Source organism: Klebsiella indica (genome assembly GCF_005860775.1).
GTDB lineage: Bacteria > Pseudomonadota > Gammaproteobacteria > Enterobacterales > Enterobacteriaceae > Klebsiella > Klebsiella indica.
Genome location: NZ_VCHQ01000019.1, coordinates 110,143 through 122,845, shown reverse-complemented (window position 1 = coordinate 122,845; position 12,703 = coordinate 110,143). Strand labels below are relative to the sequence as shown.

General features: G+C 53.9%; 12 protein-coding genes. 3 read left to right on the top strand and 9 right to left on the bottom strand.

What is annotated here, in order from left to right; genetic code table 11:
* Positions 1 to 552: 552 nt before the first annotated feature.
* The 4 genes from ytfE to FE839_RS15400 form a co-directional block, all read right to left on the bottom strand.
* Positions 553 to 1,215, bottom strand: coding sequence for an iron-sulfur cluster repair protein YtfE (gene ytfE / locus FE839_RS15415; protein WP_138361683.1), 663 nt, complete (start codon positions 1,213 to 1,215; stop codon positions 553 to 555).
* A gap of 82 nt (positions 1,216 to 1,297) precedes the next feature.
* Positions 1,298 to 2,269, bottom strand: a complete 972-nt coding sequence (locus FE839_RS15410; protein ID WP_171034895.1) for a DMT family transporter — start codon at positions 2,267 to 2,269, stop codon at positions 1,298 to 1,300.
* 75 nt (positions 2,270 to 2,344) lie between these two features.
* Positions 2,345 to 3,169 carry an AraC family transcriptional regulator gene (locus FE839_RS15405; RefSeq protein WP_138361681.1) on the bottom strand — a complete coding sequence of 275 codons (825 nt, stop codon included), beginning with the start codon at positions 3,167 to 3,169 and terminating at the stop codon, positions 2,345 to 2,347.
* 80 nt (positions 3,170 to 3,249) lie between these two features.
* Positions 3,250 to 4,098, bottom strand: coding sequence for an SDR family oxidoreductase (locus FE839_RS15400; RefSeq protein WP_138361680.1), 849 nt, complete (start codon positions 4,096 to 4,098; stop codon positions 3,250 to 3,252).
* 90 nt (positions 4,099 to 4,188) lie between these two features.
* Between FE839_RS15400 and FE839_RS15395 the strand changes: the two genes are divergently transcribed.
* Entirely contained in the window at positions 4,189 to 4,566 is a 378-nt protein-coding gene (locus FE839_RS15395; RefSeq protein WP_138361687.1) for a winged helix-turn-helix transcriptional regulator, read from the top strand.
* Positions 4,567 to 4,645: 79 nt separating this feature from the next.
* Here the strand turns inward: FE839_RS15395 and FE839_RS15390 are convergent, their stop codons facing one another.
* Entirely contained in the window at positions 4,646 to 6,589 is a 1,944-nt protein-coding gene (locus FE839_RS15390; protein ID WP_138361679.1) for a bifunctional 2',3'-cyclic-nucleotide 2'-phosphodiesterase/3'-nucleotidase, read from the bottom strand.
* A gap of 189 nt (positions 6,590 to 6,778) precedes the next feature.
* Here FE839_RS15390 and cysQ point away from each other — a divergent pair, with 189 nt between their 5' ends.
* A complete protein-coding gene (gene cysQ, locus FE839_RS15385; RefSeq protein WP_138361678.1) occupies positions 6,779 to 7,522 on the top strand; it encodes a 3'(2'),5'-bisphosphate nucleotidase CysQ in 744 nt (247 codons plus the stop codon).
* Between the two features lie 53 nt (positions 7,523 to 7,575).
* On the opposite strand, the gene FE839_RS15380 is transcribed toward cysQ, so the two are convergent.
* Complete coding sequence (locus tag FE839_RS15380; RefSeq protein ID WP_138361677.1) at positions 7,576 to 8,988, bottom strand: sodium:solute symporter family protein; 1,413 nt, start codon at positions 8,986 to 8,988, stop codon at positions 7,576 to 7,578.
* Between the two features lie 235 nt (positions 8,989 to 9,223).
* Complete coding sequence (locus tag FE839_RS15375; protein WP_138361676.1) at positions 9,224 to 9,781, bottom strand: YtfJ family protein; 558 nt, start codon at positions 9,779 to 9,781, stop codon at positions 9,224 to 9,226.
* Between the two features lie 319 nt (positions 9,782 to 10,100).
* Here FE839_RS15375 and FE839_RS15370 point away from each other — a divergent pair, with 319 nt between their 5' ends.
* Positions 10,101 to 10,307, top strand: coding sequence for a DUF1107 domain-containing protein (locus tag FE839_RS15370; protein ID WP_138361675.1), 207 nt, complete (start codon positions 10,101 to 10,103; stop codon positions 10,305 to 10,307).
* A gap of 48 nt (positions 10,308 to 10,355) precedes the next feature.
* On the opposite strand, the gene paeA is transcribed toward FE839_RS15370, so the two are convergent.
* Positions 10,356 to 11,699 (bottom strand): polyamine export protein PaeA, encoded by a 1,344-nt coding sequence (gene paeA, locus FE839_RS15365; RefSeq protein WP_138361674.1) that lies wholly within the window; start codon positions 11,697 to 11,699, stop codon positions 10,356 to 10,358.
* 169 nt (positions 11,700 to 11,868) lie between these two features.
* On the bottom strand, positions 11,869 to 12,507 hold the full coding sequence (gene msrA / locus FE839_RS15360; protein ID WP_138361673.1) for a peptide-methionine (S)-S-oxide reductase MsrA: 639 nt from the start codon (positions 12,505 to 12,507) through the stop codon (positions 11,869 to 11,871).
* Positions 12,508 to 12,703 lie beyond the last annotated feature (196 nt).

Below are 12,703 nucleotides of genomic sequence, written 5' to 3'. Positions count from 1 at the left end.
CACTATAAATACGCGGATATTCGTTATATCCACAGCGTGTGAACGGGCAGGGGGACGTTTCGCCCGTCCCCCTGCACCCCCGGCATTGCGCTGAAAACCTGCCGCTGCGCGGTCCGCTCCACTCCGGCTTCATCTGGCGGACCGGGCGGGACTCGACGCTACTCGTCCCATCCCTGGGACTCGCCCTTCCAGGGCCAGCGCAAGCGCTGTTCAAAATTGCTCCCGGCAATTTTGTCCCTGTCTCGACCCGCCCTCTGGCCGCCGTCCTGGCGGCCAGTCCTGGATGCGCGCCTGCGTTCCCGCCAGGTTTCCTTGATGCGCCCAACCCCCATGCGGTGAGTCCGTTATTCGTCAGTGGCTTTTCAGAGGCTGAAAGTCATAAAAAAGTTATATCCTTTATATTTCAGCCCGTATCAGCTCAGTTAGTGAATCAACCGAATCAGATTTTCGTTTAAACCACCGATAATGCGATTGCCACAGGCAAATAAAACAAAAGACAACACCGATGATTTGCTTAAGTGAACGACATTGCGCCTGAGGGCGCCTTTTTATTTAGTTTCCTGCGAGGGCACGCGGGAACAGCACGTTATTTTCCAGGCTGATGTGCTCCATCAGGTCATCAATCAGTTCGTTGATACCGTTGTACATCGCCTTCCAGGTGGTACAGGCCTCCGGCGGCGGCGTCACGTTATTAGTGATATGCTTAATCACTTCCAGCAGCTCGCCCGCTTCATCATGTTCGCTTTCCATTACGCTGATAGGGCCGCCAGCCTGAGTCCCCATCCCCTGTTTGATCATCGGAAACAGAATCTGCTCCTCTTTCAGCATATGGCTGGAAAGTTCGTCGTACAGCATCGTCAGGTATTTGGTTAAGCCTTTCGGGACGTTCGGTTTGTCGGCGTGAACGCGTTCAACTTTGGTAGCCTGTAAAATCAGTTCCGGCAACTGTTCGCGATGCCTGTTGTGGTAGCGAACGATAATGTGATCGATGATGTCTGCATAGGTTGCAACACGCCAGTCGCGCTCTACTGGATCTTCCGCCAGTCTTGCCAGTTCGGCTTCAATCATCGCGACGTTCAGCGCTTTGCGCGATGCCGCGCGTTCCAGCGTCTGTTTGCCACCGCAGCAGTAGTCCATATCGTATTTACGAAACAGCGCGGAGGCGCGCGGAATGGTCAGCGCCAGCTCGCCTAAGGGTTGGTCACGGAAAGCCATAGCAGTTACCTCGTCATCAATAATATAAGTTGTATTTTAAATGCAACTTATATTTAAAGAAATACCTCTTTAGGGTAGCTGGCTATTTTTTCTCACAGACTAACTCTTGCAGGAGAGGTTTATCCAGGCGAGTACGCACTGCCGACACCACGCCAAGCACCAGCAGCACAATACCGCTGAACGTTAAAAGCGGCGGCAGGCTGTGGCGCAAAATAAAGGTATACAGCAACCCGGCAAGCGTTTCGAAGACAATCAGCGGCCCAAGAATCACCGTCGGCAGGTGCTGGCTGGCGATATTCCAGCACCATGCGCCAACCCATGAACAGAATACGGCGATCGCCAGCATCAGGGGAATAAATACCACCGGACGCGGGCCGAAGGGCAGAGGAAAGTCAGGGTGCTGATCCTGTAGCCACCAGCAAGCGATGAGGTATCCGGCCAGCGATACCGGCAGGGTGACCAGCGCCTGTGCGGTGGCCCACATCATCGGGGGGTTATCCGGGTTTTCCCGCAGCCAGCGGGCGTTGCGTAGCGCATACCAGGCCCAGCAGGCCACGGATATCAGTGCCAGCATAATCCCGGCGCCGTAGCGCAAAGGACTGAAATCAGGCAGGCCCCGATGCAGTTCGGCAGTATTAACGCAGACCAGGCCGATGGCAATACAGATAAGCGCCGGGAACAGGCGTCGCCACGGTAGCTTACCGTCGCGCTGGCTATAGAGCAGGTTGGCAAAAACCGGCAGCACCACCGGCAGTGTACCGATAATCATCGTTGAGACCGGTGCGCCGGTACGCTGAATAGCGCTGGCCAGGCAGACGTAGTAGATGAGGTTGCCGATCATGGTCAGCCCCAGCGCCGTCCACCAGTCTTTGCCGGAGAGCAGACGCAGTTTCGCGCGGCCCAGCCAGGCCAGCGGTAGCGCGATCAGCCCCAGCGCCAGATAACGCCCCATCGACTGCAGTACCGCCGGATATTCCGGGACCAACAGCGGCCCCACGAAAATCAGTCCCCACATCAGCCCTGCCAGCAGGGCGTACAGCACACCACTAATCATCATGCCTTCCACGACTCTTTCTGTTGACGAGAGTGTAGATGAGGCGTATGCGGGAATATTGTATAAGGTTGCGCATTAGCGCTTAAGAACCTGTTTTTGATAACGCACAGGCGTAATGCCGTAGTGGCGAGTGAACGCGCGGGTCAGGTGCGACTGGTCGGTTAATCCGCAGGCGGCGGCGACATCGGCGGCGGCCATGCCGCGGGTGAGAAAAGCTTTAGCGCGCCACAGACGGATCGCCATTAACATCTGCTGCGGCGTAACGTGAAAGTGCGCTTTAAACTGACGCTGAAAATGGTACGGGCTGAGCGCCGCCACCTTAGCCAGTTCATCAAGGGTTATCGTCTTCATATAGTTGTCGTGCAGATATTCACGTACTCGATCGAAGCGGTGACGGGCTTCAGGCAAGACTGGCGCGTGGCGCGCGAACGGGCGGAAAGTATCGATTAAATCCTGTAGCAGACCCTGCTGCGCCAGCGGGTCGTCAGTATGCCACAGACCGTAGATAAGATTGCCGATTTGCCGGGAGCGCAGCGGATCCTGGCGTACCACTTCACTGAACCACCAGTGGCCTGCGCCGGTCACTTCCTCCAGCATATCCGGGTCGAGATAAATCATGCGATAGCGCCAGCCATCAGCGGTTTCCGCTTCGCCGGTGTGCAGTTCATCGGGATTCATAGTGACGACAGTGTTGACCGAAGCGACATACTGGCTGCCTCGATAGCGAAAGCGTTCGGCGCCGAGTTCTATCGTACCGATACCAAAGGCTTCATGGGTGTGCGGGGCAAAAGCGTAGCGGGAGATATGGGCATGGTATAGCTCAACGCCCGGCACCTGCGCCAGATGGCGAAAGCGCGCGCTGTCTCTTTCATCATGGAACTGTTCTGGTACGCCTTGCATGCAATCACTCCCGACGGACATCGTTGCATTATTGGGGATGCGCCGTCGGGATGCTACAAAAATTAACCATCCGGTAACGTTTACAGGATGCCTTTGATGCTGTCGGCAAGCGGGGTGGTCGGGCGGCCGATCAGCGTGCTCAGGGTCCGGCTGTCGTCGAACAGACCGCCTTTCGACGCGCCGATATCAGAGTCAGCCAGCATATCCGCCAGCCCGGCTGGCAGACCGACGCCTTTCAGTGCGGCGGCGAAGTCGGCTTCGCTGAGGTTTTGATATACCACGTTTTTACCGCTTTGTTTGCTCAGTTCCGCGGCAAGTTCACTCAGCGTCCACGCGTTATCCCCTGCCAGTTCGTACACTTTCCCGGCATGGTCTTCTCCGGCGATAACGTGGGCCGCAGCGGCGGCGTAATCCGCGCGCGTGGCGGAAGCAATTTTGCCGTCACCGGCGGCGCCGATAAATACGCCATGTTCAATCGACGGCGGCGCGCTGGCGAGGTAGTTTTCGGTGTACCAGCCGTTGCGCAGCAGTGCGTAAGCAATACCGGCGTCGGCGAGCATTTCCTCGGTGGCGATATGTTCAGCCGCCAGCCCCAGCGGGGACTTATCGGCGTGCAGCAGGCTGGTATAAGCGATAAATTTCACGCCAGCGGTTTTTGCGGCGTTAATAACGTTGCGGTGCTGCGCGGCGCGCTGGCCCACTTCGCTGGATGAGATCAACAGCAGTTTGTCGACGCCCTGCAGGGCGGCAGTCAGCGCGGCTTCATCGCCGTAGTCGGCCTGACGAACCACAATGCCTTGCTGGCTAAGGGCTTCAGCTTTTGCCGGATTACGCACAATAGCGACAATCTGGCTGGCAGGGACGCTATTTAACAGGTTTTTCAGAACGAGCTGGCCAAGCTGGCCGGTTGCACCGGTAATCGCGATCATGGGTCTTCTCCTTCGTATTTATAGATAGTGGTGGTAAGCTAGCACTGTTACTAACTTTTAGTAAGTACGCACAAAAAGGTAAGTATGAATATGGCAAATCTGACGCTGAGCGAGCAGCTACGCAATGGCAACCTGTTTGCAGAACAGTGCCCCTCACGGGAAGTGCTCAAGCATGTTACCAGTCGCTGGGGTGTACTGATTTTGCTGGCCCTGCGTGACGGTACTCACCGTTTTAGCGATCTGCGCCGTAAGATTGGCGGCGTCAGCGAAAAGATGCTGGCCCAGTCGCTGCAGGCGCTGGAGCAGGATGGTTTTCTCGATCGCGTGTCCTACCCGGTGGTACCGCCGCATGTTGAATATAGTCTGACTCCACTCGGTGAGCAGGTGAGTGGGAAGGTCGCGGAGCTGGCTGACTGGATAGAGCTGAATCTGCCCGCGGTTCTGGCGAACCACGGGCAGGTGGCGTGAGCCGGGAAAATTCCCCGGTTGTCGCTGGCGCCTGTGTATCCCCGGTAAGCGGAGTGGGGCGCGACCGGGGGACAGGAAGTTACTTACTCAAATCCAACTGATAAATGGCAAAGCCGATATCGTCAGTGGCGACCTGGCGCATCGGATATTGCGCTTTCTCTTTGATGAACGCCGCGGCTTTATCACCCGGAGAGGTTTCAAAACGGATATCCAGCGGGACGTTGCTGTGGATCGGCGCCAGACGCCAGTTATTATCCGCAGCCGGATGGATCTCGCCGTGTTTCTTCGACTCCGCGCCAATCCACGCCGCCAGTACCGAGCGGTTCTCATCCGGTGAGGCAAAAGCAATATGGTTCTCACCGGTTCCCGGGAATTTACCGCCGTAGGCACGGTAGTTATTGGTGGCAACGAGGAAAGTGGCCTTCGGGTCTATGGGTTTGCCGTTAAACGTCAGTTGCTTGATCCGCTCGGCCTGCGGGTTAACGCTGTTACATTCGCCGTCATAGCGCGCCGGTTGCGTGATATCAATCTGATAGTTCACGCCGTCGATAACATCAAAGTTATAGGTGCGGAAGCCGTCCCAGTTAATTAAAGACTGCGGCTTGTTGCTGGTGGGGTCAATCTGGTTGAACTGGCCGGCGGAGCACTCCAGCCACTCTTTGACCTCTTTACCGCTCACTTTCATCACCACCAGCGTGTTCGGGTACAGGTACAGATCGGCGGCGTTACGGAAGGTTAGCTGGCCTTTTTCCACCTCAACAAAGCTGGCCGGATCATTTTTACGCCCACCGGCTTTAAACGGCGCGGCGGCGGAGAGCACCGGCAGTTTCGCCAGATCCGGGTCGCCCTGGATATAGTGCTCCACGTAGGCCTTCTGCGCCATATTCACCACCTGCACGGTCGGATCGTCCTGCACCAGCGCCAGGTAGCTGTACATATTATCGGAGGATTGACCGATCGGCTTACCGACAAACTCGCGAGTGGCGTCATGGTCGGCTTTTAAGACCGCCACCATGTGGCTGTCTTCCGCCGCGAGGGATTTTTTTGCGACCGAATCATAGATGGGGCGCGCCTCGGCTTTTGCGTCAGTGACCTGCCATTTGCCGCTGTCGTTATTCAATACCAGGTCGACCACCCCAAGATGGTCGCCCCACATCCCCGGCATTACCGCCGGGACGCCATTCAGTGTGCCTTTGGTGATATCTACGCCTTTAATCGTGGCGAAGTCTTTGCCCGGGAAGACGGCATGGGCGTGACCAAACATAATGGCATCCACGCCAGGGACCTGACTTAAATAGTAAACGGAGTTCTCCGCCATCGCCCGGTACGGGTCGGCAGAGAGACCTGAGTGGGCAATAACCACCACGACATCCGCTCCTTTCTCACGCATTTCGGGAACGAATTTGCGCGCGGTTTCGGTAATGTCGTTGACGGTGACCTTACCGCTAAGATTGACTTTATCCCAGGTCATAATCTGCGGCGGGACGAAGCCGATATAGCCGATGCGCAGCGTCTGCGTGTTACCTTCGCTATCCTGAACCTGAGTATCCTGAATCAGATAAGGCGTAAACATCGGTTTGCCGGTTTTAGCGTCGATAATGTTGGCGTTGACGTAGGGGAATTTCGCGCCAGCCAGCGCCTTGTGCAGGAAATCGAGGCCGTAGTTAAATTCGTGGTTGCCGAGATTTCCGACCACATAATCGAGGGTATTCATCGCTTTATAGACCGGGTGAATATCGCCCTCTTTAAGCCCTTTTGCGGCCATATAGTCACCCAGCGGGCTGCCCTGAATGACGTCGCCGTTATCGACCAGTAGGCTGTTTTTACTTTCCTGACGAGCTTTCTCAATCAGCGATGCGGTTCGCACCAGGCCAAATTTTTCCGTCGGCGTATCTTTGTAATAGTCGAAGTCCATCATATTACTGTGTAGATCGGTGGTTTCCATGATCCGTAAATCGACTGTCGCCGCATTTAGGCTGGCAGCGATCAACGTTGCCAGCAGCGTTGCGCTAAACTTAATCATCGTGGCGTCCTTTTTATGAGCAATGGCACAGTAGAAAATGTATTTACATTCTGTTGCTTACAGAAGTGTGAATCATGCCATAAAAGCGCGGGTGGAAACCGTCAGCGTTATCACAGATAGCGGAACTCACTATGATGCGATATAAATAAAACAACGAGTTAACGCCACTGTAATCAGACGAGGTGGAGAATGTTAGAACAAGTATGTCAACTGGCACGGAACGCTGGCGATGCCATCATGGAGGTTTACGATGGAAAACAGCCGATGGACGTTGCCAGTAAAAAGGATGATTCTCCGGTCACGGCAGCGGATATTGCGGCGCATAAAGTGATTATCAGCGGCCTGCTGGCCATGACTCCCGACATCCCGATTCTGTCGGAAGAGGACCCGCCCGCCTGGGATGTCCGCCAGCACTGGCAGCGTTACTGGCTGGTGGATCCGCTGGACGGCACCAAAGAATTTATCAAGCGCAACGGCGAATTTACCGTCAATATCGCCTTGATCGAAAACGGCAAACCCATACTTGGCGTGGTCTATGCGCCGGTGATGAAGATGATGTACAGCGCGGAAAAGGGCAAAGCATGGAAAGAAGAGTGCGGCGTGCGTAAGCAGATTCATGTCCAGGATGCGCGTCCGCCGCGCGTAGTCATCAGTCGCTCCCACGGCAATGACCCGGAGCTGGAGGAGTACCTGGAGCAGCTTGGAGAACATCAGACCACGTCCATTGGTTCCTCGCTGAAGTTCTGCCTCGTCGCCGACGGGCAGGCCCAGCTTTATCCGCGCTTCGGGCCGACTTGTACCTGGGACACCGCGGCAGGTCATGCGGTCGCCAGCGCCGCCGGGGCGCAGGTTCACGACTGGCAGGGACGCACCCTGGACTATACGCCGCGTGAATCGTTCCTCAACCCCGGTTTCCGGGTTTCTATTTATTAAATCCCCTGCGCTTCCTCGCTTTGCCTCTCTGGCAATAATGAAGAAGCGCAGCGTCAGTTCTCTTCATTACTCAGATAAGCGGAAGGTGCGGGCGCGATCCCCATTCTGCGCTCAACCCAGGCCACGAGAAGAAAGGTTACGGCGCTCACCAGTGAACCCGCAATAATTGCCATGATTCCGTAAGGTTCGCCGGCCAACTGCCAGCCCAGCCCGGCAAGTGAACCAAAAATAATTGACCATAGACCGGCATTGGGTGTCGCCCCCTTCCACAGTAGGCCAAATAAATAGGCGGCGAAGGGTCCGGTCGCGCGCAGCGTAAAGGCAAACATTAATAAGCTGATTATTTCCCCGCTCCATAAAGCAATCAGAATGGCGAGGATGCCGACCACCAGCACCACCCAGCGGCTCATTGTCAGCGTATTGGTCGCTTCTTTATGAAAATATTGTTCGTGAATATCTTTTACCCAGATACTGGCGGCACCCAGCAGATCGCCGGATGCGCTGGATAAGGTGGCGGAAATCACCGCCGATAGCAGCAGCCCGGCGATCGCCGGAGGCAATAACTGTACCGATACGGTTGCCAGCGCATTATTCGGATCAATATCAGGGAAGGCGGCGAGGGCGATTAATCCCAGCACCGCAGGGATAAAGGCGTATATAGCCATAAACAGGCTGCATAGCAGGGAGCCGACGATTGCCACTCTTTCGTTTTTGGCGGAGTAGTAACGCTGGACGGCTTCTTGCCCGGTGGAGAAGGTCATAAAGTACATGACCGTCAGGCCGATAATGGTTTTCCAGCCCAGACGCGTCATCTCAAACTGGCTTTCGGGAACATGGGAAACGACATAGCCCCAGCCGCCGTCCAGCATGGATAACGACACCGGAATAGCGACAGCAAAGCCTAAAATAATTAAAAAGAACTGCACAAAGTCCGTTAATGTTACGCTCCACATGCCGCCAATCCATGTATAAAAAACGACGACAATGCCGGAAATAATAATAGCGTATTGCGTATTAAAACCGGTAAGAACATGCACAATTGTGGCCGTTGCGGTTATTTGTGCGGCACCCAGTGCGACCAGCGCTAATAATGAAAGAACGGTGGTAATAAGGTAGCTGCCTTTACCGTAGCGACGGCCAATGATTTCCGGTACGGTTGTCGCCATTGCCCGGCGCATATAAGGCGCAATAAACGAAACCAGAAAAATACCCAGGCCAGTAGCGACCACGTACCATCCGGCCGACAGTCCCCATGCGCCGTAGGCTTTTGAGGCAACGCCTACCGAGCTGCCGCCGCCGATTTCCGTCGCGGCCAGCGTTCCTGCCAGCATAATAGGTCCAAGACGACGCCCGGCAAGGTGATAATCTTCGGTATTTTTAATTTTTGTTCTGGCATATAGTCCGATGCCAATCATTGACATCATATATAATATGATAATGATATATATTGTGGTTTTGTGATCCATCCCTTTCTCCTGTTACGGTGAAAGGGATATGTATTCAATTACCATGCCAGTGTGAATGGGTAATAGGGCAAAACAAATGCGAAACCGGTCACTATTATTTACTCATAATGATAAATCCGCTTCACATTGATAACGATATTATCAATTCACCTCATCTGGCCTGTATTTTGTGTGGCTAGAGCCGAATTGTGCTTATGGATCGCGTCCCTCCCGCGATGACGGGAGAGATTCAAGATTATTCAGCCAGCAGCTTGCGCAGCAGGGCGATAACCTGTTGCACTTCATCCTGGGTGAGTGCGCCGTCTTTGGCCCATTGTACGCGGCCATTTTTATCCAACACCACAATCGCTGAGCTCTCTTTGTTAAGCTGCCACGCTTTGCGTACCTGGCCGTTGCTGTCGACGATAAACTGCGACCAGGGATAGCGCTGTTTGTTGCTCTCGATACTGCTGCGGACAAAGATTCCTGAGCCAGGGATCGCATCATCGGTATTGATGATGGTGGTGGTCTGATAGCGATCGTGTGGGAACTTCGCGTTTTTAATGGCCTCAATTAACATGGCGTTTTTTTCTTTCGCCGAAGAGCGTCCGGCGATGTGCTGTACGACGCGTACTTTTCCTGTCAGTTGTGCGCTATTCCAGTTTTTATAGCTAAATTTATCATTATCCAGCACTAACTCTCCGCGGTCTGCTACACCGACTGGCGCGACACGTTGTCCGTCGACAAAGTTATGCGCTGACGCCATCAGTGGCAACAAAAGCGATGAAACGGCCAGCAATTTACGTAGGGTCATGATGTTTCCTTATTATCGTTGCAGGTGATCCGACCACTTGGTCTGCTTTAAGCATAAGTGCGATTGCCGGTCTTACCCGCAATGATGGTGCCAGTTTGCGCGTTAACGCACAAATTCGTCTAATATCGGGGACTTATACTCTGATTGCCGGATGTCTGAAACGAAAACTCTGAATTAATGTCATTAAACGGTAAATAAACTTATACAAACTGGGTATCACTGAGATTCTGGACTATAGTTTCAGGGCACTAAAATTTGCGCTCCCGATACGTGGGCTAACTGTGGCACCACAAGAGCGTAACCCTGGCAGGAGACAACAATGAAAATTTTCCAACGCTACAACCCGCTACAAGTAGCGAAGTACGTGAAGATCCTGTTTCGTGGACGTTTGTATATCAAGGACGTTGGCGCTTTTGAATTTGATAAGGGTAAAATCCTTATCCCGAAGATCAAGGACAAGCTGCATTTGTCAGTGATGTCTGAGGTCAACCGTCAGGTTATGCGTCTGCAGACAGAGATGGCCTGAGGGTAAAAGATGGCTCCCGACGGGAGCCATATTTCGTTTTAAAAGGGCTTACGCCGATGCTTTTTCGTTATCCGCGGCATCCGGTATTTTGGGGGACAGCACCGTCGGCTTATTGTCGATACGGGTCACCAGCAACTGGTCGATGCGGTAGTTGTCGATATCCACCACTTCAAACTTATAGCCAGAGAATTTTACGGCGTCGGTGCGTTTGGGAATTTTACGCAGCATAAACATCATAAAGCCGCCAATCGTTTCGTAATTACCCGACTGTGGGAATTCATCGATATCCAGCACGCGCATCACGTCATCAATCGGCGTACCGCCGTCAATCAACCAGGAATTTTCATCGCGTGCGACGATCTGCTCTTCCAGCCCCTGACCGACCAGGTCGCCCATCAGCGTGGTCATCACGTCGTTAAGGGTGATAATCCCCACCACCAGCGCATACTCGTTCATGATCACAGCAAAGTCTTCACCGGCGGTTTTGAAGCTTTCCAGCGCTTCGGACAGCGTCAGAGTATCCGGGACAATCAGCGTATTGCGGATTTGCACACCCCCGGTTAACACCAGGCTTTGATTCGCCAGCACGCGGTTAAGCAGATCTTTGGAATCAACGTAGCCGATGATGTGATCGATATCTTCGTTACAGACCAGAAATTTGGAGTGCGGATGCTCTGCGACTTTATTTTTCAGGCTCTGTTCATCTTCATGGAGATCGAACCAGATGACGTTTTCCCGGGAGGTCATGGATGAAGGAACGGTGCGCGACTCCAGCTCGAACACATTTTCAATTAGCTCATGTTCCTGTTTACGCAGCACTCCGGCCAGCGCGCCGGCTTCCACCACGGCGTAAATATCATCAGAGGTAATGTCGTCTTTACGCACCATTGGAATTTTGAACAAGCGGAAGATGTTGTTAGCCATGCCATTGAACAACCATACCAGCGGGCGAAAGGCAAACAGGCAGAAGCGCATCGGGTTGATGATGCGTAAAGCGACGGCTTCAGGCGCAATCATACCGATGCGTTTCGGAGTCAGGTCAGCAAACAGGATGAACAGGCTGGTGACCAGGGTAAAGGAGATGATAAAGCTTAGCTGTTCGGCCAGCGCGGGGGACATATAGCGGCTTAGCAGACCATCGAAAGCCGGTGAGAATGCGGCATCGCCGACGATACCGCCGAGAATCGCCACCGCATTGAGGCCGATTTGCACCACGGTAAAGAAGGTGCCGGGGTTCTCCTGCATTTTGAGAACGCGTTGGGCGTTCACATTGCCGTCATCGGCCAGCAGTTTGAGTTTGATTTTACGTGACGCGGCCAGCGAGATCTCCGATATCGCAAAGAATGCACTGACGGCAATCAGACAAAGTATGACTAAAATACTGTTTAACATATCTTATCTGATCGTTGAGATCAGATCCTCGGAAGGGAAGTGAATAATACTCATGTGGAACACACAAAAAACCGGTCCGAAGGCATAGGACCGGCTTGTAACACGGGGTAGTATAGCGTAAGGCACCGTATAGCCGCCAGCGCGTAAATTATTCAGCCAGGCAGTAACATCAGGCCTGTGGCGGCAGACACACGCCGATCCCCCCGATACCGCAGTACCCGTATGGGTTTTTGTGCAGATACTGCTGATGATCGTCTTCCGCATAATAGAATGGCTTCGCCGTCGCTATCTCAGTGGTGATCGTGCGCGAGTCGTTCGCTTCGTGCATTGCCGCCTGGAAACGCGCCAGGCTGGCTTGCGCCGCTTTGCTTTGCTCCTGCGTCAGCGGGTAAATCGCTGAACGATACTGGGTGCCATGATCGTTGCCCTGCTGCATGCCCTGCGCCGGGTCGTGATTTTCCCAGAATACCTGTAATAACTGTTCATAACTGATGACCTGGGGATCGTAGACCACACGGACGGCTTCCGCATGACCGGTCTGACCGCTGCAGACTTCGCGGTAGGTCGGATTTGGCGTATAGCCTCCGGTATAGCCCGCGGCGGTGCTGTAAACGCCAGGAAGCTGCCAGAACAGGCGTTCGACGCCCCAGAAACAGCCCATAGCAAACAGGGCGATCTCCATTCCTGCCGGAATGTTGGTCATTGAGTGGCCATTGACGGCGTGGAGCGTAGCCACCGGCATCGGCGTATTGCGTCCCGGCAGCGCGTCCGCCTGGGCGACAAGATGCGTTTTATCAAATAGACTCACGGTGGGCCTCATAAAAACAGAAAAGGGGGTTTAGGTTGTAACCAGGCGTGTCTTTTAACACAATACACACGCTCAATACGTCTAAATTTAAACATAAGAACTATTTGGGCTATTGTCACTTTTTCAACCCCTGGCTGTTAGTGGGTTGTTAAGCCGTGGAGCGGCGATTTCGTTTCCTTCGGGGCAAACAAGGATA

Coding starts and splice junctions, on each gene's coding strand:
- FE839_RS15390 (WP_138361679.1), bottom strand. CDS start 6,589: ATGATTAAGTTTAGCGCAACGCTGCTGGCAACGTTGATCGCTGCCAGC.
- FE839_RS15375 (WP_138361676.1), bottom strand. CDS start 9,781: ATGACCCTACGTAAATTGCTGGCCGTTTCATCGCTTTTGTTGCCACTG.
- ytfE (WP_138361683.1), bottom strand. CDS start 1,215: ATGGCTTTCCGTGACCAACCCTTAGGCGAGCTGGCGCTGACCATTCCG.
- FE839_RS15410 (WP_171034895.1), bottom strand. CDS start 2,269: ATGATTAGTGGTGTGCTGTACGCCCTGCTGGCAGGGCTGATGTGGGGA.
- FE839_RS15400 (WP_138361680.1), bottom strand. CDS start 4,098: ATGATCGCGATTACCGGTGCAACCGGCCAGCTTGGCCAGCTCGTTCTG.
- cysQ (WP_138361678.1), top strand. CDS start 6,779: ATGTTAGAACAAGTATGTCAACTGGCACGGAACGCTGGCGATGCCATC.
- paeA (WP_138361674.1), bottom strand. CDS start 11,699: ATGTTAAACAGTATTTTAGTCATACTTTGTCTGATTGCCGTCAGTGCA.
- FE839_RS15405 (WP_138361681.1), bottom strand. CDS start 3,169: ATGCAAGGCGTACCAGAACAGTTCCATGATGAAAGAGACAGCGCGCGC.
- FE839_RS15370 (WP_138361675.1), top strand. CDS start 10,101: ATGAAAATTTTCCAACGCTACAACCCGCTACAAGTAGCGAAGTACGTG.
- FE839_RS15395 (WP_138361687.1), top strand. CDS start 4,189: ATGGCAAATCTGACGCTGAGCGAGCAGCTACGCAATGGCAACCTGTTT.
- FE839_RS15380 (WP_138361677.1), bottom strand. CDS start 8,988: ATGGATCACAAAACCACAATATATATCATTATCATATTATATATGATG.